At 39.3% G+C, this 24707-nt stretch carries 20 protein-coding genes, 3 tRNA genes and 1 pseudogene; 1 reads left to right on the top strand and 23 read right to left on the bottom strand.

Annotation, left to right across the window (positions count from 1 at the left end; all coding sequences use genetic code 11):
• Positions 1-51: 51 nt before the first annotated feature.
• Positions 52-531 carry a 23S rRNA (pseudouridine(1915)-N(3))-methyltransferase RlmH gene (gene rlmH / locus IRB43_RS13480; protein ID WP_203364010.1) on the bottom strand — a complete coding sequence of 160 codons (480 nt, stop codon included), beginning with the start codon at positions 529-531 and terminating at the stop codon, positions 52-54.
• A gap of 311 nt (positions 532-842) precedes the next feature.
• On the opposite strand from rlmH, the gene IRB43_RS13475 reads away from it, so the two are divergent.
• Positions 843-3146, top strand: coding sequence for a glycerophosphodiester phosphodiesterase family protein (locus IRB43_RS13475; RefSeq protein ID WP_203364009.1), 2304 nt, complete (start codon positions 843-845; stop codon positions 3144-3146).
• Between the two features lie 204 nt (positions 3147-3350).
• Here IRB43_RS13475 and IRB43_RS13470 read toward each other — a convergent pair whose 3' ends face one another.
• From IRB43_RS13470 to ychF, 22 genes and pseudogenes are all read right to left on the bottom strand, one after another.
• Positions 3351-3509 (bottom strand): CxxH/CxxC protein, encoded by a 159-nt coding sequence (locus IRB43_RS13470; RefSeq protein WP_094834694.1) that lies wholly within the window; start codon positions 3507-3509, stop codon positions 3351-3353.
• Between the two features lie 69 nt (positions 3510-3578).
• A complete protein-coding gene (locus tag IRB43_RS13465) occupies positions 3579-4769 on the bottom strand; it encodes a S1C family serine protease (protein ID WP_238942010.1) in 1191 nt (396 codons plus the stop codon).
• A 134-nt stretch (positions 4770-4903) separates the two neighbouring features.
• A complete protein-coding gene (locus IRB43_RS13460; RefSeq protein ID WP_203364008.1) occupies positions 4904-5695 on the bottom strand; it encodes an MBL fold metallo-hydrolase in 792 nt (263 codons plus the stop codon).
• A gap of 14 nt (positions 5696-5709) precedes the next feature.
• Positions 5710-6498, bottom strand: a complete 789-nt coding sequence (locus IRB43_RS13455; protein WP_203364007.1) for a two-component system regulatory protein YycI — start codon at positions 6496-6498, stop codon at positions 5710-5712.
• Positions 6485-7816, bottom strand: a complete 1332-nt coding sequence (locus IRB43_RS13450; protein ID WP_203364006.1) for a YycH family regulatory protein — start codon at positions 7814-7816, stop codon at positions 6485-6487. The genes IRB43_RS13455 and IRB43_RS13450 overlap by 14 nt, the downstream gene beginning before the upstream one ends.
• Positions 7813-9636 carry a cell wall metabolism sensor histidine kinase WalK gene (gene walK, locus IRB43_RS13445; protein WP_203364005.1) on the bottom strand — a complete coding sequence of 608 codons (1824 nt, stop codon included), beginning with the start codon at positions 9634-9636 and terminating at the stop codon, positions 7813-7815. The genes IRB43_RS13450 and walK overlap by 4 nt, the downstream gene beginning before the upstream one ends.
• Positions 9637-9642: 6 nt before the next feature.
• Positions 9643-10353 (bottom strand): response regulator YycF, encoded by a 711-nt coding sequence (gene yycF, locus IRB43_RS13440; RefSeq protein ID WP_203364004.1) that lies wholly within the window; start codon positions 10351-10353, stop codon positions 9643-9645.
• A gap of 276 nt (positions 10354-10629) precedes the next feature.
• Positions 10630-10702 (bottom strand) — tRNA-Phe (locus tag IRB43_RS13435).
• Positions 10703-10935: 233 nt separating this feature from the next.
• Positions 10936-11010: transfer RNA gene (locus tag IRB43_RS13430), tRNA-Glu, on the bottom strand.
• Positions 11011-11021: 11 nt separating this feature from the next.
• Positions 11022-11097, bottom strand: a tRNA-Lys gene (locus IRB43_RS13425).
• Positions 11098-11407: 310 nt separating this feature from the next.
• On the bottom strand, positions 11408-12700 hold the full coding sequence (locus IRB43_RS13420) for an adenylosuccinate synthase (protein ID WP_203364003.1): 1293 nt from the start codon (positions 12698-12700) through the stop codon (positions 11408-11410).
• Positions 12701-12881: 181 nt separating this feature from the next.
• The gene (gene dnaB / locus IRB43_RS13415) at positions 12882-14231 is read right to left on the bottom strand and encodes a replicative DNA helicase (RefSeq protein WP_203364002.1); all 1350 of its coding nucleotides are present in this window, start codon (positions 14229-14231) and stop codon (positions 12882-12884) included.
• A 100-nt stretch (positions 14232-14331) separates the two neighbouring features.
• On the bottom strand, positions 14332-14781 hold the full coding sequence (gene rplI / locus IRB43_RS13410) for a 50S ribosomal protein L9 (RefSeq protein ID WP_203364001.1): 450 nt from the start codon (positions 14779-14781) through the stop codon (positions 14332-14334).
• On the bottom strand, positions 14778-16748 hold the full coding sequence (locus tag IRB43_RS13405) for a DHH family phosphoesterase (RefSeq protein ID WP_203364000.1): 1971 nt from the start codon (positions 16746-16748) through the stop codon (positions 14778-14780). The genes rplI and IRB43_RS13405 overlap by 4 nt, the downstream gene beginning before the upstream one ends.
• A 36-nt stretch (positions 16749-16784) precedes the next feature.
• Positions 16785-17726, bottom strand: a complete 942-nt coding sequence (locus tag IRB43_RS13400) for a DUF2232 domain-containing protein (protein ID WP_203363999.1) — start codon at positions 17724-17726, stop codon at positions 16785-16787.
• A 285-nt stretch (positions 17727-18011) separates the two neighbouring features.
• Positions 18012-20039 carry a methyl-accepting chemotaxis protein gene (locus IRB43_RS13395; protein WP_203363998.1) on the bottom strand — a complete coding sequence of 676 codons (2028 nt, stop codon included), beginning with the start codon at positions 20037-20039 and terminating at the stop codon, positions 18012-18014.
• 131 nt (positions 20040-20170) lie between these two features.
• On the bottom strand, positions 20171-21094 hold the full coding sequence (locus IRB43_RS18290; protein ID WP_481748152.1) for a methyl-accepting chemotaxis protein: 924 nt from the start codon (positions 21092-21094) through the stop codon (positions 20171-20173).
• Positions 21095-21121: 27 nt separating this feature from the next.
• Positions 21122-22066: pseudogene (locus tag IRB43_RS18285) on the bottom strand (cache domain-containing protein); the annotation flags it as partial.
• 288 nt (positions 22067-22354) lie between these two features.
• The gene (gene rpsR / locus IRB43_RS13385; RefSeq protein WP_203363996.1) at positions 22355-22588 is read right to left on the bottom strand and encodes a 30S ribosomal protein S18; all 234 of its coding nucleotides are present in this window, start codon (positions 22586-22588) and stop codon (positions 22355-22357) included.
• A gap of 26 nt (positions 22589-22614) precedes the next feature.
• Positions 22615-23127 carry a single-stranded DNA-binding protein gene (ssb, locus tag IRB43_RS13380; protein WP_203363995.1) on the bottom strand — a complete coding sequence of 171 codons (513 nt, stop codon included), beginning with the start codon at positions 23125-23127 and terminating at the stop codon, positions 22615-22617.
• A gap of 69 nt (positions 23128-23196) precedes the next feature.
• Entirely contained in the window at positions 23197-23487 is a 291-nt protein-coding gene (gene rpsF / locus IRB43_RS13375; RefSeq protein ID WP_203363994.1) for a 30S ribosomal protein S6, read from the bottom strand.
• Positions 23488-23603: 116 nt separating this feature from the next.
• Positions 23604-24704 carry a redox-regulated ATPase YchF gene (gene ychF, locus IRB43_RS13370; RefSeq protein ID WP_203363993.1) on the bottom strand — a complete coding sequence of 367 codons (1101 nt, stop codon included), beginning with the start codon at positions 24702-24704 and terminating at the stop codon, positions 23604-23606.
• Positions 24705-24707: the final 3 nt, after the last annotated feature.

Below are 24707 nucleotides of genomic sequence, written 5' to 3'. Positions count from 1 at the left end.
TCTAAAAAGCTGAAAAATCGACATTCTAAATGGTTCTTTTAAAAACCGCACTTACTTATGGTACGGTTCCCCCCGATTAATACGAAAACTCCGATAAACCTGCTCCACCAAGATCAACCGCATCAACTGGTGAGGAAATGTCATCTTAGAAAACGATAGTGTGTCATTCGCCCGCTGCATAACATCTTTCCCCAAACCAAGTGATCCGCCGATGACAAAGGCGATTTTGCTTTTGCCGTAGGTCGCAAGCTGGTCGAGTTGTTTCGCTAGTTCTTCGGATGTTTTCATTTTGCCTTCGATGGCGAGAGCAATGACGTGGGTGTCTGGGCTGATTTTGGCGAGGATGCGTTCGCCTTCTTTGTTTTTGACTTGTTCCATTTCAATCGGGCTTAATTCTTCTGGTGCTTTTTCATCGGCGACTTCGATGATTTCGATTTTGGCGTAGGCGGAAAGGCGCTTCGTGTATTCGTCGATTCCTTGCTTTAAATATTTTTCTTTTAATTTTCCTACTGTAATAATTGAGATATTCACAGGTTTCCCTCTCTTTACAAACAATTTACAAACAGGATATCCACAAAAGTTATCCACATATCAACATAATAATCTGTTTTTTCTATCATTTATCCACTGTTCATTATTTTAGATTATCATAACATACTGTTACAACTGGCTTCTATTTTTTCCAGCTGTTTTCTGTTTTCCACAACGATCTGCCTGATGACGGTGGGTACAAAGAAGTTAATTTCCTTTTTTTCTTCAAAATTAAAATGCGGTTAATATTTCCTTTACATTCTCCTGTAAAAATGAAAGCAGACTTTTCTAAATTCCAAGGAGGATGACACATGAAAAAAATCCGAACAAAGACGCTTCCATTCATGCTAGCGGCAGGAATAGTACTTAGCTCTGCCCCGATGATTCCTGAAGCCGCTCCAGGAACATTCTTAGAAGAAAATTTCGATGCTTCCGCTTCACTGCCAGCTGGGTGGAAGGTGGTAGAAGGACAAGCGTCTGTACAAAACGGCAAGTTGACATTAACATCGCCCTCTACTTCTCAACCAGCCCGTGTAGTTGTACCACTTGCTGAAAAAACAGGTGATTATGTAATCGAAGCAGATATAACGTTCTTATCGGCTGTAGAAGACACTCGCTGGGCTTCAGTCATGTACCGCGTTCAATCCGAAAATTATCCTTATTATCAAATGGCAATTCGCCGTGGAACGACAGCTTTAAATGGCGTAGAGTTTGCTTTACGCAACGATCGCAACCAATGGGAAGTTTACGATAAAACATTTTACTCCGAGCCGTTTGCTTTTAATCAAACATATCGTTTGAAAATTGTCTCCAAAGGCAATCGTGTGCAGCAATACATAAACGATCAGCTCGTGACTGATACGGATGCCGCTTCAGCGCTTATGAATGGCGATATTGGTTTTCAAGCCGCTGGAACGACAGTACAATTTGACAATGTGAGAGTGTCTTCTCAAGAGGCTGAATTGCCGCCATTATCACAATCTGGCGCCTTTTTACCGAAAGAAGCAGAAACAAATATTTTAAACGCACCGACGATTTTATCATCTGCCGCCACACCACAAGCAGTAGATGCACTTGCTGACACAGGTGTTTCTTCGATGGTGTTGAAAACAGATCACCGCTTACTGGTCAATGGCACACCGCTTCAAATGATGCTCGAAAAAATGCAAGGAAAAATGATCCCGGTTATTCAATTAGAAGATGAAAAAGCCGTTGAGCCACTGGTGACTTTGTTAAAAGAAATGGCGATTCAAGACGTTCATATTGCTTCATCTAATCCAGCACTCGTCCATCAAACGAAACAAGAGATCCCTACAGCTAGGGGAGCAGTCGTTTATGACAAACAGTCAATGAATAAGCATGATATTAATGGTTTGATCCGAAAAATTCATGAAAATAATGCAAAAGTGGCAATTATTCCACAAAAATTATTGACGGCTGATCTTGTGCACACGCTTCATAGCCGGACCGTTTCCGTATGGGGCATTGCTGGTTCTCAAGAAGCGGATGCACATACATTAATTCATACGGGGGTCGACGGGATTATCGCTCAAGATCCAGCTCCTGTATTAACAGCATTTAGCCAATATCCTGAAAATACGCTTGTTCAACGTCCAATTGTAGCAGCTCACCGTGGAATTCCTTCTCTAGCTCCAGAAAATACGATGGCTGGCTACCGAAAGGCATACGAGTTAGGCGCTGATATGATCGAAACAGACCTTCATCGAACAAAGGACGGACAACTCGTGATCATGCATGACTACACGGTGGACCGTACAACGAACGGCAAAGGGAAAGTAGCTAATATGTCGTATGAAGAAATTCGTCAGCTTGATGCGGGCATCAAATTCGGCCCAGAGTTTGCAGGAGAGAAAGTGCCTTCTTTCCGCGAATATTTACAGGAATTCAAAGGAAAAGACGTCGTTCTTTTAATCGAATTAAAGGCGGCGAATATTGAAGAACAAGTCCTTCAGGAAATTGAAGAGGAAGGGATGTCTGACCAAGTATTGATCCAAAGCTTTAGTTTAGATAGCGTGAAAAAATCACATGAGCTAAAACCAGCGATTGGCACGGGCTTTTTATATTCAGCAGCTGTCCCTGGAACAACAGAGGGCCGATTGAAAGATGCTAGAAAAATGTTAAATTACGCTGCTACAATGAATGCGACACTAAACTCCAGCTACGGCAGTTTGTCTAAAGAATTCATTACGTATATGCGCCAGCGTGGCATGACGAATCTTCACTGGACGTTCCGCAATGAACAAGCATTAGAGGAACAGCTAATGAACGGCATGATCGGCCCGATTACCGATTATACGCAATGGCTCAGCGCCGCTCCTGTTCGCTTAGAAACGCCAATTAAAAAACGCAATTTAAAAGTAGGAGCAACGGCAACCATTCAAGCGAAAGCGTTCGTCAACTATCGCACAGAGAAAAAAGAAAATATCGAAACAAGCTTATTTGTCTCGGATCACCAACAAATTATTTCAATTGAAGGTAACACCATCAAAGCGCTGGCACCAGGCAAAACGAATGTATTTGTGCAGCACACCTTTACGATGCTTGGAAAAGAGTGGCGCTTAGTCGCCGAACCAATTGAAGTGACAATAAAGTAAACAGTTCAGGCCTTCCTCAATCGATGAGGAAGGCCTGAACTGCTGATAAACTGGAACGAATACCGATAAACCTCTCCTTCCATAGAAAAAGCCGTTCTCTATGAGAAATCGGCTCTTCCTCTATTTATTCACAACGTTAACAACTCATTCACAAGATGTTATCCACATATCCACAATATCTATCCACATATAGTGGGGCGAATATTAGTTTGCTACTACATATTCCGCGTTGTTTTGACAATATTCACAGGTTGTGGACAGTTTTTTGTCGTCATCTAGTTTTTCAATCGTTGGTGAGGTTTCGTACTCATCCACAATGACATCTAAGGCGAGTTCCGCATGTTCTTTACAGCAATAAATCATGTTGTTTTCCTCCTATACATGTTCGAAAAGAAACGCAGAAAAGCGGTTCGCGATTCTGCGTTCTCTTATTTATAAAGCTCCTTCAGTTGTCAGTACAACGGTAATTGTTTTCTTTTGGCCGTTTCGGTAGAACGTTACTTCCATCTTGTCGCCCACTTTTTTCTCTGTGTACATATATTTACGAAGCTCTAAAATATCGTTGATTTCCTGATTATCTAGTTGAACAATTACGTCTAGCTCTTGTAAGCCTGCTTTTGATGCTGGTGTTCCTGGATAGACTTGTTCAATCATCGCGCCATCAGTGACTCCTTCTGGCAATTTTAATGTTTGCTGCTGGTGATAAGCAGGGATTTCGTTAACGTTTCGCAATTGTACACCCATCGATGGGCGTTTCACTTTTCCGTACTTCTCTAAGTTATCAATGATTGGCATCGCATAATTGATTGGGATCGATAATCCGATACCTTCAACGGCTTGCTGGGCAATTTTCATCGAGTTAATCCCGACAACTTGCCCGGAAATATTAACGAGCGCTCCGCCGCTGTTTCCTGGGTTGATAGCTGCGTCTGTTTGCAGCACTTCTGCTTGCCAGTCGATCATCCCATCTTCATTAATATCAACGGGAATCGTACGCTCAAGTCCAGATACAATTCCTTGTGTGACAGAACCTGAAAATTCCAATCCTAATGGATTTCCGATGGCCATGACAGGCTCCCCAATTTTTAATGCATCGGAATCGCCAAATTCAGCTACATCTTTTATTTTGTTACTGTCAATTTCAATAACCGCTAAATCCGTCCACATATCGTTTCCTCGAAGTGTAGCAGGTACTTTAGTTCCATCAGCTAATGACACTTCTAGCTTTTCAGCGCCTTCAACCACGTGGTTATTCGTGACAATATAAGCCTTGTCTCCTACTTTTTTATAGATCACACCTGATCCTGTTCCCGCTGGTTGGGCCGCTCCACCTTCCCAAAAGTTACCGGATTGAATATTTGTGATACCTACAACCGCATCCTTTACTTGATCAACAGCCTTTGTGACATCCGTTGTAACATCTAAGGAGACGTTTTTCGTTTTTACTGATGGCTGTGCAGTATCTTGGTCATTTACCCCGAAAGTGTCTGTCATGTTTGAAGAAACAAAGGTGACGAGTAAAGCACCTACAATCAAACCTGCCAAACTTGAAAGAAAATATCCGCTTTTTTTAGGGCCATTTTGTTTTCCTCGTGTTCTTTCGTGATCATCATAATAACCCAAATTCCTCACCCTTTACAATTGATGTTGTGATTATTTTCCCCATTTTAAAAAATTATAACGCTTCCTAGGAAAAATTCAATTAATATGCAAGGGCACTAAAATAAACCGCCTTACGGACAAGACGGTTTATTAGCTTATAATTCAGTTAAAGCCGTTGGCGTTTTGGGATCCGTATCAAATAATTCAAATTGCTCGCCAACCGGCATATCTTTTCTTTCGAGTGTTTGTGTCACACTCATTCTCGCCAAATCTTTCATATTGTTATCTTGACTTAAGTGAGCAAGGTAAATGCGCTTTGTTCGATCACCAATGACATCGCACATCGCAAGGGCCGCATCTTCGTTAGACACATGGCCGAAATCACCTAGTATTCGACGCTTAATGTTCCATGGGTAACGCCCCATTTGTAGCATTTGAACATCGTGATTACTTTCAAATACGTAGGCATCGGCATCTTTAATGATCCCCTTCATGCGATCGCTGACATAACCTGTATCTGTAATCAATACAAGTTTTTTTCCTTGATAATGAAACACATAAAACATCGGCTCTGCCGCATCATGAGAAACACCAAAGGACTCAATACTTAATCCGTTAAAGCTTTTGACTGTTTCCATGTCAAAAATGAATTTCTGATCCGTATCGACTTTTCCAATCAGCCCATCCATTGCTTTCCACGTTTTTTCATTCGCATAGATCGGAAGCTTATACTTTCTAGCTAACACCCCGATGCCTTTAATGTGATCACTATGTTCATGAGTAACGAGTATGCCCGATAAATGTTTGATGTCTCGATCGATTGAAGCAAATAATGACTCCATTTGTTTACCGCTTAAACCGGCATCCACTAAAAAGGAGTGTCCATCCGCCTCTACATAAAACGCATTTCCTGTGCTCCCGCTCGCTAGCACACTAAAATGCAACATCTTTTTCACTCCACTTATTTCTGACTGTCCATTTCGCTTGTATAAATCGTTCCTTCTAACGCATTAACATACACTTTCTCGACTTTGTCATTATTTTTTATTTTAAAGTACCAAGTAGGAGAAAGAACTTGTGCCTCCGTTAACCGAACCACCGTATAATACCCAAGCTCCGTGTGCAATATTTTACTATTTTGTTTAATGAGCCCGTTTTTATAGAGGCTCTGAATTGCTTGAAAGGCTGAAATAATCGTCTCTTTCTTAGAATTCTCTTCTACTTCTCCTAGAAGCGTTTGTTTATATTTGATAACCTCTCCGTTATCATTTAGATGAATTTCTAACCTGCCTTTAATGTTTTCGAACAGCTTTTTATTATTGACATGCTGATAAAAAGTGACTATTTTTCCCTCTGTGCCCCAGTAACGATATTCTTTCCCGTAAACAACTTGATTGTTCACGAACGAACGGATGTCATGAACTTTATTTTCTCCTAACGGCACTGGCTTTTGCAACACGCCTTCAATAGTCATTGGACTATCTAAAAATTGGATTTGCTGATTATCCAGCTTTTCAAATTCTTTTTTGGAGAAGCTTTTGGACTTAGCAGTAATAATAGCCGCTTCCGTCACATCATTCGGTAATTCTCCATAGTCAATATTGTATGCCTTTAACTTTTCCTCAATAGGCTCTTCTTTCATAGTGACGTACTGGTTGGCACGATCTTTATTAAAAAACACGAGCAGTAGGAAAATGTTCAAAATGAGAAAAACAGCAATAAAGATTGTTTTTGCTTTACTCCAATCCATGAATATTGCCCCCCATTTCTTCATCCCACAACAGTTCCTTCCAGCTTCCATCGTATTTATAAAACCAAGCTGGTTCAAGAACGAGAATTTTATCCGTTTGCACATCATGACGCAATTGATAGCCAACCGTCATATCTTCTAACATTTCTACATCAAAGCCAGGCTGTTGCTTTACTTGATTAAACGCAGTCAAACCGTCTTGCAGTTCCACTTCATCTGCTTCAGAAGGGATCGAAATATTTAAAGTAAAATAAGGACGAACATATTTATAAATCTGTTCTTTCCCCCAAATTTGCACGATTTCAGCCATACCTTCTTGATTAAACACCGGCTGACCGTTAATGAACAACCGATAGCTAATTTGCGGAGAACCTGGCACCGCTTCAAATAATCGATATTGATCGGTCCAGCCACTATGTTCATTCACAAAATTAATACTTTTATCAATTAATCCATGCAAGCTTCCACCGCGGCCTGTTTCCATTTCTTTCGCTGGATTCACATATAATATCATCTTATCTTTCGTGCTTACCCGCATTAAACTTGAGCCGTCTGTGTACTCTTCTCCATCCGTTTTTGTTCCTTTTTTCACAATGCCCGGATCTGTAAATAACGCATCCTTAAACTTTACTGTATCAATATCATCAGGATAATATTTATATCTCATTAAAGAAGGAACCCCTTCTGGTAAAAACAGCTGACGATTTTCATCTAATTTCTTAGAAACATAAATATCCCATTCACGAGATTGGTTCAAATAATTTTTTTTAAATGTACTTAATGTTGGAGAAGAAACTTCACTTTCAAACACAAGCCGTTCATTCGTTGATATAAAATATACACTCGTTTTTTTATCTTTTATATGCATTCGGTTGATGACGATACGATCAAAAACAGCATTAGGCACTTCTCGGCTTTTGAATGACCATATTGTATTCATTGTATAAAAGGGAATAAAGGTTGGAAAAACCAATTCCATTTTATTCATTCCATACACCAACTGCTCAAATTCTTTCTCATTTAAAGCATTAGAAATGTTTTTCGGCTCATTGAATGTCCAGCCTTGCAGCTCTTCCATGACCGAATCAATCTCTTTTTCATTAGTGGTACCAAAATGCTGATCTTCATCGTGAAACAGTAGCTTAGTTGGCTTAATGAGATCAACCGCTTCCCTTGTTTCACCAATGGATACTTCATGAATGTAATCATCTTCAATAGTTTCCAAGTTCGGCTTGTAGTTCCAGATGCTTAACGTCAACATAATGCTAGTACAGACAAGCACCACTAAAACAACATTTTTGATTTGTTCATAGTTCATAACCAATCATCCTCTTGAGATAACTCATACGGAAGCGAGAAGAATATAGTGGTTCCTTTCCCTTCCACACTCGTTGCCCAAATATCACCGTCATGTGCGGTAACAATTTCTTTAGCGATTGCCAAGCCCAAACCTGTACCTCCCATTTTGCGGGTTCTGGCACGATCTACTCGATAAAAACGTTCAAAAATCCGCTCAAGATTTTTCTTTGGAATCCCCATTCCTTGGTCACTGACACTAACGACAATCGCATTAGATTGTTCCTCTACCTTAAACGTCAGCTGTCCACCTTCTGGAGAGTACTTCAAGGCATTAGAAATAATATTATCTAGCACCTGAGTTAACTTATCTGTATCAATTTCTACATACATCGGGTATTTAGGTAACTCCCGTTTGAACGTAACATCTTGAGCTTTTGTCATTTCAAATCGATCAATAATTCGATTATAAAATCTCGTGAAGTTCACTTCTTTTTTCGTTAATTGAAAATCACGGCTATCGAATTTAGATAGCTGCAGCAAATCATTGACCAGTCGAATCATTCGCTCTGTTTCTGTCTGGGTCACTTCTAGAAAATGAGGCGCGATATCCGGATCTTGCCATGCGCCATCCGCTAATGCTTCTAGGTAACTTCTCATGGTTGTCAAAGGTGTTCTTAATTCATGAGACACATTCGCCACAAATTCACGACGGTCTGCTTCAATTTTTTCTTGTTCCGTAATGTCATGCAATACCGTAATTAATCCATTCACAAAGCCCGTATCTTTTTGAATAACGGAAAAGTTCGCTCGCAAAATATAAGGCCCTTCTTCATTGCTGTAATCTAGGATCACAGAATCTTGTTCATTCATTAAATCTTCAAACGAATATTCTTCTTCAAGACCTAACAATGAAGTAATCGGTTGAGACATCACTGTTTCACGTGAAACATTTAATAACTTCGCTCCAGGTTCATTGATCAAAATGACACGACCTCTTCGATCGGTTGCGATCACTCCATCTGTCATATAAGACAGAACAGATGATAACTTCCGTTTCTCTCCTTCCGTCGTCGCTTGAGCTTCCTGAAGCCGTTTCGTTAAATTATTAAAGGTAACCGCTAATTCACCGATTTCATCCTGTCCATATACTTTTACCTTGCGCGAAAAATTTCCCTTTCCAAGAGCAACTGCTTGACGGCGCATATCAGTAATTGGACGAGTAATTGTCCGGGCTAACACCACACCTAAAATAGCTGTGATTCCTAGAGCAAGAGCTGTTGCGGAAAATAGGATTTCATTAATTTCATCTATTTGTCCGTACACATTCTCCACTTTCCCTACTAAATAAACCGCACCAATGACTTCTCGATTTGAAATAATGGGAGACGTTAACACCCAAAAACGCTTATTCGTTTGTTTATCAACATACATCTTGTCTTCTTCTGCTCCAACAGAAAGCGTCCTCTTCACAGAGATTTCCGTTGTTCTTTGACCGAGTGTTCCTTGTTTCGCCGGGTCCGATGTTCCAATAATTCGGCTGCGCGCATCAATAACCCTTACTTCTGAAATATCAGGGGCTGAAAAATCCTCTAATATTTTTTGGATATCCTGTTCTAATGTCGGCGTATCCTCCGTTCGCTCTTTTAACATTTCTTCTCTCAAATTGTACTCAAGCAACGTCACTCGTTCTTGCAAAGATCTTTTAAAATTGGTCACTAGCTTCTGTTCTAATTCATTGACAAAATAAACGCCGATAATTTGCATAGCAAATAAAATGAGCAACACATAAATTAATACAAACTTTAATTGTATTGAACGAAAAAAACCCACTTTTTTCATGTATTATTACTCCTGTTCAGGATTGCGCAAATAGTAGCCGACTCCTCTTCTTGTTACAATCCAAGATGGATGACTCGGATTATCCTCAATTTTTTCACGTAAACGGCGAACCGTCACATCAACTGTACGAACGTCCCCATAATAATCATAACCCCAAACGGTTTGCAACAAATGCTCCCTTGTCATGACTTGACCAATATGTTTGGCTAAGTAGTGAAGCAATTCAAATTCACGATGAGTAAGCTCAATCGTTTCTCCCCGCTTAGATACCATATAAGCATCTGGAAGAATCGTTAAAGTACCTACTGTAATTTCATTTGTATCTTCCTCTTCCTCTGCTGGAGCAGGCGCCGCTTGATGGCGTCGTAAGTTCGCTTTTACGCGGGCAATCAATTCCCTTGTACTGAATGGTTTCGTCACATAGTCATCTGCACCTAGTTCCAGACCGAGCACTTTATCAATCTCGGAATCTTTAGCCGTTAACATGACAATCGGCATTTCATATTTCTTTCTTACTTCACGGCACACTTCCATACCGTCTCGTCCCGGAAGCATAATATCTAATAAAATTAAGTCTGGCTGCACTTCTTCTACCATCTCTACAGCCTGATCGCCATCATATGCACAATGAACTTCATAACCTTCTTTTTTTAAGTTAAACTGCAAAATATCTGCAATTGGCCTTTCATCATCTACAACTAATATTTTCTTTTGCATACGTTTCTCCTCTTTTCTTCAAAATAAAAAATATTTATCGTCACACTATTCAGTGAAGAGGCTATTCCTCTATTTTATCATAAGAAAACTCTAATTTCTTCCACCTTTTATTTACTCCCATAGAGCCACATCACATCTATTAACTGTATCACGAACAACTGCCTTTTTCATCTGCCAATAGCCACTAGGAAAACATATCCAAACATCTTTCTTTTTATTGGTTTTCTTCATAGAAAAAAACACCGCGAGAGTATAATCATCGCGATGCTTTTTTGATGGCTCAGGACGGAATCGAACCGCCGACACATGGATTTTCAGTCCATTGCTCTACCAACTGAGCTACTGAGCCAAACCAATATGTATTTCATAAAAAGTTGAGCGGCCACCAAAGAGGTTACTCTTAGAAGTCATGGCCGAATAATGAGAAAATAGGATTCATTAAACTAAACGGTAAAAAGTAAATGATTAATTAATGGCGGTCCGGACGGGACTCGAACCCGCGACCTCCTGCGTGACAGGCAGGCATTCTAACCAACTGAACTACCGGACTATAAATTTATGTCACTTTCATTTCCATATAAATGGTGACCCGTACGGGATTCGAACCCGTGTTACCGCCGTGAAAGGGCGGTGTCTTAACCGCTTGACCAACGGGCCACTTAGTAAAATGGTGAGCCATGAAGGACTCGAACCTTCGACCCTCTGATTAAAAGTCAGATGCTCTACCAACTGAGCTAATGGCTCTAAATATTATTTGTTGTTAGCAACGTTGTTAATATTATCATAGCATTATCACTCTGACAATAGTTTTTTAAAAAATATGTCGAAAAAAGTTTCACACTAGAAATAGAACTTGCTAGAGTACAATTTCTATATATGTTTAACTTATTAAATCGATATAAGAATGTTTATTTGGATACGCCGTTGATTTTTCTAACTAAATAGGATGTGATGATGTCAGACAATCAATTTAGATTTATATAGTGTAACAACAGATGGTCTGACAAACTAAAAAAACCGACTTCTCTTTTTTAAGAAGCCGGTGATGTTTATATTATCTTTGTGCCCAAACACTGCGAACCACATTTGTTTGGTTACGGTCTGGTCCTACAGAGAATGTAGACAATGGAATACCTGTTAATTGAGATACACGCTCTACATAGTGACGAGCATTGACTGGAAGATCATTTAATGTCTTGCAGCCAGTAATATCTTCTGTCCAGCCTGGAAGTTCTTCATAAATTGGCGTACATTCAGCTAAAATGTTTAAATTCGCTGGATACTCTTCGATGACTGCATCTTTGTAACGGTAAGCCACACAGATTTTTAATGTTTCAATACCTGTCAGTACATCGATTGAGTTAAGAGAAAGATCTGTTAAACCGCTGACACGGCGAGCGTGACGAACAACAACACTGTCAAACCAGCCAACGCGGCGCGGACGACCAGTTGTTGTACCATACTCGCGGCCTACTTCGCGAATTTGATGGCCGATTTCATCATGAAGTTCTGTTGGGAATGGGCCATCTCCTACGCGACTAGTGTATGCTTTAGCTACACCGACAACGTGATTGATTTTCGTTGGACCTACACCAGAGCCGATTGTGACTCCACCTGCTACTGGGTTAGAAGATGTAACGAATGGATATGTACCTTGGTCGATATCCAACATTACGCCTTGAGCACCTTCAAATAATACACGGCGACCTTCATCTAATGCATCGTTTAACACAACAGATGTATCACAAACGTATTGTTTAATTTGTTGGCCATACTCATAATACTCATCAAGAATATCCTCCATCTTGAAGCCTTCTGTTTCATAGAAGCGCTCAAGCAAACGATTTTTCTCTTCTAAGTTGCGAGCTAATTTTTCTTCAAATGCTTTGCGATCTAAAAGGTCAGCCATGCGGATACCAATACGTGCGGCTTTATCCATGTAAGCTGGACCGATTCCTTTTTTCGTTGTACCGATTTTGTTATCGCCTTTGCGCGCTTCTTCGACTTCATCAATTTTTAAATGATAAGGAAGAATAACATGAGCACGGTTACTGATGCGCAAGTTATCTGTAGAAATGTTTTGATCATGTAAATATTTCAGCTCTTGAACTAATGCTTTAGGATCTACAACCATTCCATTACCGATCACGCAAATTTTATCTTTATAAAAAATACCTGATGGAATTAAATGCAATTTGTACGTAACACCGTTAAATTTAATCGTGTGTCCCGCGTTGTTACCGCCTTGATAACGCGCAACTACTTCTGCGTTTTCTGAAAGGAAATCAGTGATTTTCCCTTTTCCTTCATCGCCCCATTGTGTTCCTACTACTACTACTGACGACATGTATAAGCACCTCCGAAGGGTCCATAAATTTCTTTATTTCAAGCATCTTTTATTTTAACAGGTTAAAGTAAAAGAAGTCAAACGTGAAACACGAACATTTTTGTGAATTTATTGTAAATTCGTTCGGTAAAACAATAAATACCAGCAGTCTCTTGCTTAAACTGCTGGTCTCTTATATGCTTTATCCTGTTTCATCAAACCGCCGCTCTAAGTTCACAAACTTATTATACTCTTTCACAAATGCCAGCTGAACGGTTCCAACTGGGCCATTCCGCTGTTTCGCGATAATAATTTCGATAATGTTTTTGTTCTCTGATTCTTTATCATAATAATCGTCTCGATATAAAAAGGCAACAATATCTGCATCTTGCTCAATCGATCCAGATTCCCGAATGTCAGACATCATCGGACGCTTGTCTTGCCGCTGCTCTACACCACGGGATAGCTGCGAAAGAGCAATAACAGGAACCTCAAGCTCACGAGCAAGCGCCTTTAGTGAACGGGAAATTTCGGATACTTCCTGCTGACGGTTTTCACCAGCACGACCGCTTCCTTGAATCAGCTGCAAGTAATCAATTAAAATCATACCTAACCCTTGCTCTTGCTTTAAGCGACGACATTTCGAACGAATTTCTCCAATACGGACACCTGGCGTATCATCAATGTAAATGCCTGAATTAGACAAACTGCCCATAGCCATTGTCAGCTTGCGCCAATCTTCATCAGTTAAGGAACCCGTCCGCAAGTTTTGTGCATTAATATTTCCCTCCGCACAAAGCATACGCATGACTAGCTGCTCAGCCCCCATCTCGAGGCTAAAGATCGCTACATTTTCATCTGTTTTAGTGGCTACGTTTTGAGCGATATTTAAGGCAAAAGCGGTTTTACCAACAGAAGGACGAGCTGCTACAATGATTAAATCATTGCGCTGAAATCCTGCTGTCATGCTGTCTAGTTCAGCGAACCCTGTTGGAATCCCAGTGACATCGCCTTTCCGATTATGAAGCATTTCAATGTTATCATAGGTGCGTACAAGAACATCTTTAATATTATGAAAGGCGCTTGTATTTTTTCGTTGCGCCACTTCCATGATGCTTTTTTCCGCTTCGCTTAATAAAGCATCTACTTCGTCTTCCCGGCTATAACCTTCTTGTGCAATATGAGTCGCTGTGCGAATTAATCGGCGCAAAAGCGATTTTTCTTCGACAATTCGAGCATAATATTCAATATTGGCTGCTGTCGGAACAGACTCAGCTAATTCTGTTAAATAGATGACGCCGCCGACATCCTCTAAATCTTTAACAGCTGCCAGCTCTTCCGTCACGGTCACTACATCCACCGCTTTTCCGTGATCATTGAGCCTCAGCATATGATTATATATTTTTTGATGGGCGGTACGGTAGAAATCTTCTGGTATCAAAATCTCAGAAGCAACCGTTAAAGCGGATGGCTCTAAGAAAATGGCTCCAAGAACAGCCTGTTCCGCTTCAATACTTTGCGGCGGAATCCGATCAGTCATAACATCGCTCATCGCTTACCTCTCCCTTAAAGAACAATCTCGTTGATAAAAAAATGTGACCAGAACAATCCGATCACATTTTTTCAACCTTATTATTTTAGCATGAAACAGATTATTTTTCTTCTGTTACATGAACTTTTAATGTGGCAAATACTTCATTGTGAAGCTTTACAGGTACATTTGTGTAACCTAACGCCCGAATGCCATCCGGCAGATCCATTTTGCGCTTATCAATAGCAATGTTATGTGTTTTCTTCAGTTCATCAGCAATTTGCTTCGTCGTTACAGAACCGAATAAGCGGCCGCCTTCTCCTGCTTTTGTAGCAACTTCTACTGTTAACGCTTCAACCACTTCTTTTAATTTTTTCGCGTCTTCTAGTTCTTGCTTAGCAAGCTCGGCTTCTTTTCTTTTTTGTGCATCTAACGTTTTTTGGTTGCCGGCTGTCGCTTCCACAGCTAAACCATTTTTGATCAGAAAGTTATGAGCGTAACCATCCGCTACATTTTTCACTTCCCCTTTTTTTCCTTTTCCTTTTACGTCTTGTAAGAAAATAACTTTCATTCTTCATGACCTCCTTCAAAAAATTCATCAATTGCTTTTTGCAGTTGAATTTCTGCATCAGCAACGGTTGTTTCTTTCATTTGCGTGGCGGCATTGGATAAATGGCCTCCACCGTTTAGTTGCTCCATGATTACTTGAACATTCACATCTCCTAGTGAACGGGCACTAATCCCGATTATATTTTTTTCACGGTAGGCAATGACAAATGAAGCTTGTACCCCATCCATAGTCAGGAGGGTATCAGCTGCTTGTGCAATCATGACACCATCATACACAGAGTAGTCGTTTCCTTTCGCAATGGCAATACCATCGCGATAAAAATAAACGGTTTCAATGATTTGTGACCGTTGAATATACGTATCAATGTCCTCTTTCAAAAACTTTTGAACAAGAATCGTATCTGCTCCATGCGCTCTTAAATAAGAAGCCGCATCAAACGTTCGTGATCCCGTTCGAAGCGAGAAGCTTTTCGTATCGACGACAATTCCAGCTAATAAAGCCGTCGCCTCTAGCCTATTAATTTTCTTCACTTTCGGCTGATATTCCAACAGTTCAGTAATTAATTCCGCTGTAGATGAAGCATAAGGCTCCATATAAACAAGCAACGGATTCTTAATAAACTCTTCCCCGCGACGATGATGATCAATCACCACAACCTTTTCCATTTTATTCAGAAGCTTTTCTTCAATGACTAAGGAAGGTCTATGTGTATCAACAATAACAAGCAGCGTATCATCTGTTGCGATATCTAAAGCTTCTTCTGGCGTAATCACATGAGAATATAGATCGGAATAATTCTTCACCTCTGTCATTAACCGCTTAACAGCTGTATCAATTTCTGAAGTATTAAGAACAATATACCCTTCACGATCATTCATTTCTGCCACGCGCCGAATCCCCATAGCAGCCCCTATTGCATCCATGTCAGGATATTTATGCCCCATGACAATGACTTTATCACTTTCCATGACTAATTCTTTTAAAGCATGCGAAATGACACGCGCTCTGACACGCGTTCGCTTTTCCATAGGGTTTGTTTTCCCGCCATAAAACTTCACTTTTCCATTTAATTGCTTGATAGCTACTTGATCGCCGCCGCGGCCAAGCGCTAAATCTAAACTGGATTGCGCTAAATCTCCAAGCTCCGGCAAAGACATTTCTCCCTGCCCTACACCGATGCTTAATGTTAAGGAAGCAGCTTGCTTAGCTGTACTTTCTCGCACTTCATCTAAAATAGAAAATTTCGTTTCCTCGAGTCTATGCAGGATTTTTTGGTTCAGCACTGCAAAAAAACGTTCCGAAGAAATGCGTTTTAAAAAGATGCCATACTCTTTTGCCCAATTATTCAAAATAGAGGTAACCATACTATTTAAATGACTGCGGGTCTGATCATCCATCCCCTGTGTTAAATCGTCGTAATTGTCTAAGTAAATAATCGACAATACTGTCTGTTCTTCTTCTTGTTTTCGGGCCACCTTCATCTCTTCTGAAATATCAATGAAGTAGAGGAGTTTCTCTTTCGGCTTGATTACCACATTAAATTCCCGTTCATTTAACTGAATGATATCGCCTTTTTCATTTTTAATAATGGGAATGACTGCTTCTGCCACCTCATATAAAGAATCCCCTGCCAATGTCTCCTTTTGAAAATAGGACAACAGAAAAGAATTTGCCCATTCTATGTAATATTCTTCGTTATATAGAAGGATCCCAATTGGCATTTCCATGACTGCTTCTTCTCCGACTCGACGCACCCTTTTCGAAAGATTCGTTACATATAACTCAATTTCTTCATGAATCTTCTTTTCTGCTTTCAGTAAGAGAAAAAAAGCAATGGCACCCGTTATGAAGCCAACTAACGCCGCAACCCAGTTATAAAAAGCAAGCACAACTAATACAAGAAATAAAACCGACATGATTCCGTATAGCAGAAGTTGAATCCTCTGCCGACTGTAGTAAGAAAGCATCATTTCAGCTCCTAAAATTAAAAGTAAACCCGCAAATTATAGTTTTTGTTGAAGGCGCTGTCGCAAATCAAAACCTAAGTCAATTATACCTAATAATCTTACCAGATAAAGAAGCGGAAGAAAGAGAATTGAAAAAATCGTTAAAATAATGGGTACAATTTTTGACCATTTCTTGACATGAGCAAGGAAATAAATGAAAGAGATCCCTTGTATAATTAAACAAAATTGTAGCATAAACATCAAATTTACATAGGCTGAATACCATAAACTGCCTACTTCTGGAACAGCAACAAAGCTCAAAAGCAACAAAATTAAATAATACCATAAAATGCTTTTAGGCATTTTCCACATCCGAAATGGCTGAAAACGAGGTACATCCACTTTGAACTTTTTTAATATAGGAAAATTCACAACCATAAATAAAAATACAGCTGTGATAGCAAATAAAACAAATAAACTAGGCGTTAAAGCATAGAAAAAGGCGAATCCTTCCTGCACCTGTTTCGCGGCTTCTTCCGGCAATGGCTGCCCCATCTCTTTCATCAAGTCCATCGATTCCTGAAAAGAACGCTTAAACGCTTCGTTCATTTCTGTTGCCATATTGACTCCTGTCACTATAATCATGGATACGTATAACAAAACAATATTCAACAAAAACACGAGACTTCCTGCCATAAATATAGACAGCTTATCTAATTTCTTACGGAGCATACTCCCCATCACAATTCCAGTCGAGCCAAAAAGAAAGGCTAACGGTACGGCACCTAATCCTCCTGCCACACTTGCTGCCAGCAAACTAATGAATCCAAAAATCACAGACGATTTCATTGAATATTTAGCGCTAAACACCAAAAAAGGAAGGACAAGAAATAAGCTAGATATAATCGACAATCCCGGAACGTAGATAGATACCAATAAAAGAATAACAAACAAGGCTAACATCCACATTCCTTCATTTAATACTTTTTTCTTTTCCACTCAAACACCTCATTAAGTAATAGCTAACACAAATTCCTAATCATTCATCCTAACATAAAAAATGATCATTATCCTTACTATTTTATCCTCCTTTCCTCCTTCCTTCAACTAAAGAAAAGTGGAAGGCACCGTTTAGCGACGTATGAACTGGAGCGAACCGCATGAGATAAAGAAAACACGATGAACGGTAGTGAATCGATGTTGACTTATCGTTTACACAAAAAATACACTCACTCCGCTGTAAAAAACAGAAAGCGAGTGTCAAAACATATGATTGATACCAACTTAGTTCACCAATTCATCTTCTTGATTCTGAACACGAAAACGCTGAATAGATTGCTGAAGCTCTCGGTTCAATTCGTTCAGCCGGTCAATGGAAATTTTAACAGATTGTACAGTATGTAATTGCTCCTCCGTATGATTATTTACTTTGTCACAGGCTACTGCCGTCTGCTCGGAAAGCGCCGCCATATAACTAGATAAATCAAGCAGTTCATCTTTTCTAACTCCTACTTGTCGCATATCAAGATGTAGTGAATGGATTAGTTCTTTCATATCTTTCATTAGTATGGAGTTGTTTTCAAAAATTTGATTGGTCTGTTTAACAGCTTTTGTTTGTTCGGTGAAATTTTTCTTTGTTTGGACAATGTGGCTCACTGCCTTGTTGGAGCCTTGTAAAATCATTTCTATCATCTCTTGAATTTCTTGCGCTGCCTGGCTAGATTGTTCAGCAAGCTTGCGAACTTCCTGAGCAACAACTGAAAACCCTTGTCCGTAAGTCCCTGCTCGAGCAGCTTCAATACTCGCATTTAAAGCTAACATATTCGTTTGAGCTGAGATATCAGTAATTGTATAAATAATTTTTTCAATTTGTTGAATTTCCGTCCCTAACTCGATAATCACTTCTTCTGTTGAATCAATAAACTGTTGCGACAGATCATTAGATTGCTGTAGAGAGTCAATATGATGCACTCCTCGCTGATTCGCGCGATCCGCATCTACTGCAAAAGTCGCCATCTTTTCTGTTTTCTCAGAAACAGCATTAATAATTTCACTTAAATCTGTGGAGAGCTCTTTAGCAGATTTAGCTTTATTTGCGGAGCTAGCCGACTCAACAACAATTTCGTTAATAGCATAAACCGTTCGTTCACTTGAAGCAGCCGATAATTGTGTCGTTGTTTGTAACTCATGAACAGATTCTTTCACATTTTTTGCTGATTGTGAGACTACTTTAATAATATTTCTCATACTGTCCATCATATGATTAAAATTACAGCCTAGTTGTGCCACTTCATCTCTTCCTTTTATCTCCACTTTAGTATGTAAATGACCTTTTGCTACTTCACTAACCGATCGATTTAATTGCTCAATCGGTTTTGTTATTTTAGCTGATAAGTAATAAATAACGCTGACCATCACCACCAAAATGGACAGAGCGGTAAGGAATAGTATCGTTCGAATCTCTTTGGAGACGCTGATCAGTGCTTCTTCGTTAAACACGGCTCCCACTGTCCAGTTCGTATCATTCACCCTCTGATAAACAAATAAATGCTTTTCCCCTTGGTCTAACGCTATTCCATTATCTCCCTTATTCGTCATTGCACGTTTAAATAAAAGTTGTCCTGTTAGTTTTTTTCCTTTTTCTGTTGGATGGACAATTGCATCTCCACTTTCCGCCATAATAACAGGATATCCTTCATATCCAATATCTAAATCATTGATATGATTGGTTAGACTTGTTAAATTAATATCTGCCCCTACAACTCCAATTAAGTTCTTTCCACTATATATTGCCTTTGATACGGTAATCACATAATGGCCTGTCTCATTTTCGTACGGCTGGCTCCATACAGCCGATTTCTTCTCTTTCACCGCTGATTGAAACCAGCTTTGGGCTGTTGGATCATAGCTATTATTTAATTGAGTAGCAGGCACTATTTTAAATTGTTTATTCGGTGTAGCGAAGTATACATTTAATACATCTTTATATAAGCGCGTATACTGATTAAACATCTCCTGAAGCTCTCTTTCAGCTAGACCTTTCTTTTCAGCAGATGCATTAATCGATTGACCGTATACTTTGACTTGTTGGCTTTCTGATAATAACTGAAGACTCTCATCATATTTTTGTAAAAATTGTTGAGAAGAATGCTCTAATTCTTTCACAATTCCTTTTGTTTGTGCTAATACATTTTTCTTTGTTTTCTCTTCGACTTTTGCACCTGTAAACACAATCATAAAAGCAAAGGAAATGAATAATAAAAAAGAAATAGGTACTATGAACTTAAATCGAATAGATTTCAGTTTTTTCACACCTTTCTGTTACATCACTATCGTTCATTATAGTGTTTTTTACCTATATAAAATACAAAGTTATTGTAAAGATTTTATTTATTTACCTTTACAATGGAAAGAGCACACCGACTAAGCCGATGTGCTCTTTCTCATTCATTCAATTTAAAACGATTGACTGCTTGTTTTAATTGTACACTTAGTTCCATTAAACTTTCTGATGATTTCGTTACCGATTCAATCGCTCGAAGCTGCTCATCAGCAGAAGCGCTAATTTCTTCGCTTGCTGCTGCCGATTGTTCCGATGCCGCTGCAATACCTTCCATCACTTGCAACATTTCATTTTTGGCCTCAGCAGCTTCAAAAATTTCACTATTAATTCTCCTAATAGCACTTTCCATGTCCTCTACCAAGGAAGATAAGCGAGTAAATATTTCTTCTGTCGCTTCTACAACGGCTGTCTGCTGATCAAAATTCGCTTTCGTTTTCATCATTTGATTCACCACTTGCTGCGATCCGCTTTGTATATCGGTAATAATCTCTTTTACTTGATCTGTAGCTTGACCAGATTGCTCCGCTAGCTTTCGAACTTCCTCGGCTACAACGGCAAAACCTTTTCCATGTTCTCCTGCACGAGCCGCTTCAATGGAGGCATTTAAGGCAAGCAGATTCGTTTGAGCAGAAATATCGGTAATCGTTTGAATTACAAGCTCAATCGATGTAATCTTTGTTTCTAAAGCCGTAATTACTTCTTCCATTCCATTAATATATCGCTTCGATTCTATGCTTGATTGACCAAGTTCTTGTATTTGCTGAAGACCCGCTCTATGCGCTTCTTCCGCTTGTTTAGCTGCATTCTCCATCTCTGATGCTTGATTCGTAATAATATTCATCTGATCACCAAGATGGTGGGCCTGTTCCGTTGCTTCAGCAGACTCTTCTGCTGATTTGGCAGCCCCCTTGGCAATCTCATTAATAGCGGCTGCAATTTGCTCACTGGATGCATTTGTTTCCTCTGATACAGCACTTAAGTTCTCAGCTGCTTCTGTCACATTGGAAGCGGACTGATTGACCATTGAAAGAATTTCTTTCATGCTTTTCGTCATGTCATTGAAAGAAGAAGCAAGCTCTCCTACTTCATCTCGCGTCATCACTTCTGCTTGTACACTTAAATCACCCGTTGCTACTTTTCTAGCAGATTGTTGAAGGACTTTAATTGGCTCTATAATTTTTACAGAAATTACCCAAATCGCTCCAATCATTAACACTAAAACAACCATTCCAGTCAAAATCAATGTTTGTTGAATAGAATTGGCTAAACTAAGCATATTCTCTTTTTTATAAGATGCTCCAATTTTCCATCCTGTGTTTTCAACTGTGCTGTAGACAAAAAAACGATCTTCACCTTTCAATTGATAAGCGTTAACACCTTTTGGCGAAGAGGAATTGAATATGTTCTGAACAAAATCATATTTGCTCAAATCTTTCCCTTTCTCTGTTGGATGAACAATACCTAATCCTTGCTGAGAAAAAATAATCACATATCCTTTATACCCAATATTTATACTGCTAATTTTCTCTGTTAATGTCGTTAAATTAATGTCCGCTCCAAGTACACCAATTGCTTTATTCTGATACTTCACTAATCTAGAAATAGTAACCACATATTCACCAGTAGCTGCATCGACATAAGGTTCACTCCAAATCATGTTTCCACCCGCCGCTATAGCTTGCTTATACCAATCTCGCGTTAACGGATTATAATCTTTAGGAAGTGAGTTCGGATAAAGGTCAATCGTTCCCTTCGGCGTAGCAAAAAAAATATTTTCCACATCACCGTATGAATCTAAATAATCCCTTAATACTTTTTCTAAAGAGGCTTTTTGTTTACTATTGCCAGACTTCACTATTTCATTTCCATAAGTTAATACGACAGGATGATCCGACAGCAAATCGATGCTTTTTTCATGCTGTTCTAAAAATAATTGTGTTGCCTCGTTCATTTCTTCAACCATTACCTCTGTTTGATTAATAATTTCCTTTGTCATTCTTTTTTCTGTCTGATAGTTCGTAAACATAATAATCATTGAAAACGACAGGACAAGTAATATAATCAAAGGGATAATTAACTTAGCTTTAATTGATTTCAATGTTCCCACCACCCGATGTTTAGATAAAATACTTCTTATCTATTTATCGGATTTTTATAAAATAAATATATACATGCATTCAATTTTTTTATTTACCAAATCATGTACATGATCGTCATATAAATCTCTTTCTAAAACACAAAAAAGCAACAAGGATATTATCCTTGTTGCTCAAACGCTCTTAAATTATTCTCCAGATACGAATGGAAGAAGAGCTACCATACGAGCGCGTTTAATTGCGATAGTTAAACGGCGTTGGTATTTAGCGCTTGTTCCAGTTACACGACGTGGAAGAATTTTTCCACGTTCAGAGATAAATTTTTTCAAAAGATCTACATCTTTATAATCGATATGTGTAATACCGTTAGCTGTGAAATAACATACTTTCCGGCGTTTACGTCCACCTCTGCGTCCTGCCATGTTTATGTCCCTCCTTTATTTATTAGTTAGAATGGAAGATCGTCGTCTGAAATATCGATCGGCTGACCATCATTTGCAAACGGATCTTCATCCATGCGTGTATAACCTGAGTTATTGTTTCGTTGTTGATTCTGTTGCTCAAATGGGAAGTCTTGTTTCCTTTGTCCGCCACCGTACATGCCGCTGTCACCGCCGCGCTGTTCATAATTAGAAGAAGCGCTTTTCGGCTCAAGAAACTGTACACTTTCGGCAAGAACTTCAGTTACATATACTCGACGGCCATCTTGTCCCTCGTAGTTACGAGTTTGAAGGCGACCATCGACTCCTGCTAAACTGCCTTTTTTCAAGAAGTTTGCTACGTTCTCTGCAGGACGGCGCCAAACAACACAATTAATGAAGTCAGCTTCACGTTCCCCCTGCTGATTCGTAAAAGAACGATTAACAGCTAATGTAAATGTAGCAACAGCGACTCCATTTGGCGTATAACGAAGGTCCGGATCTTTAGTTAAACGTCCAACTAAAATGACTCGGTTCATCATCAGAATCAACTCCTTTATAGCTAAATGTTTCACGTGAAACATTTAGCAAGTATAGTTTATTTAAAGATATTATTTTGCTTCTTCACGAACAACGATGTGACGGATAATGTCATCGCTGATTTTCGCTAAACGGTCAAATTCTTCAACCGCTGCAGCTTCAGCGTTAGCGTGTACTAGTTGGTAGAAACCTTCACGGAAATCGTTGATTTCATACGCTAAACGACGTTTACCCCAATCTTTAGATTCGATGATCTCCGCACCGTTAGAAGTTAAAATACCGTCAAAACGCTCAACAACAGCTTTTTTCGCTTCCTCATCAATGTTTGGGCGGATAATGTACATGAATTCGTACTTTTTCATCTTTCTTTCACCTCCTCATGGACTATACGGCTCTTTTTCTTTTGAAAAGAGCAAGGAGTAAGTATTTCATTACTCACAATATAGAATTATAACATAATGATTTTGACGATGCAACGTTATACATTAAATCTAAAATGAACAACGTCTCCATCTTGCATGATGTATTCTTTACCTTCTAAACGAACTTTCCCCGCTTCTTTTGCTGCAGTCATTGAACCAGCTGTCACAAGATCGTCATAAGAAACCGTTTCGGCACGAATAAAACCGCGCTCAAAATCCGTATGAATGATACCGGCACATTGAGGAGCTTTCATTCCTTTGCGGAACGTCCAAGCCCGGACTTCTTGAACCCCTGCTGTGAAGTAAGTAGCTAATCCTAGTAAAGAGTAAGCGGCACGAATTAATTGATCTAACCCAGATTCTTTAATACCTAACTCTTGTAAAAACATTGCTTTTTCTTCTTCATCAAGTTCAGCAATTTCTTCTTCAATTTTAGCACAAACGACGATCACTTCTGCATTGTCTTCGGCAGCAAATTCACGTACTTTTTGCAAATATTCATTTCCTGATGGATCAGCAATCTCGTCTTCTCCAACGTTCGCTACGTATAACATTGGTTTTCTCGTTAATAGATGAAGCTGCTTAACAATTTTTTCTTGTTCGTCGGTAAATTCTACCGTACGAGCTGGTTTATTTTGTTCTAAAGCTTCTTTCAGCTTCACTAAAATATCATTTTCGATGACAGCTTCTTTATCTTTCTGCTTCGCTAATTTCGCTACTCGCACCAAGCGCTTTTCCACTGATTCAAGGTCAGCCAAAATTAATTCTAAGTTAATAACTTCAATATCATCAATTGGATCAACTTTTCCGGATACGTGAGTAATGTTATCATCTGCAAAACAGCGAACAACTTGACAAATCGCATCTACTTCGCGAATGTGAGCTAAAAACTTATTTCCAAGCCCTTCTCCCTTGCTTGCTCCTTTTACAATTCCCGCAATATCTGTAAACTCAAACGCTGTTGGTACTGTTTTTTTCGGTTCTACCATTTCCGTTAATTTATTTAAACGCTCATCAGGCACTTCAACGATTCCAACGTTCGGATCAATCGTACAGAAAGGATAGTTCGCTGATTCTGCACCCGCTTTTGTAATCGCATTAAATAATGTGGATTTCCCTACGTTCGGCAACCCAACAATCCCTGCCGTTAATGCCATTTC

The sequence above is a fragment of the Bacillus sp. REN10 genome (genome assembly GCF_016820555.1).
Classification (GTDB): domain Bacteria; phylum Bacillota; class Bacilli; order Bacillales; family Domibacillaceae; genus Bacillus_CE.
Note: the sequence above shows the minus strand (reverse complement) of the source record. Positions and strands in the feature narration are given on the sequence as shown.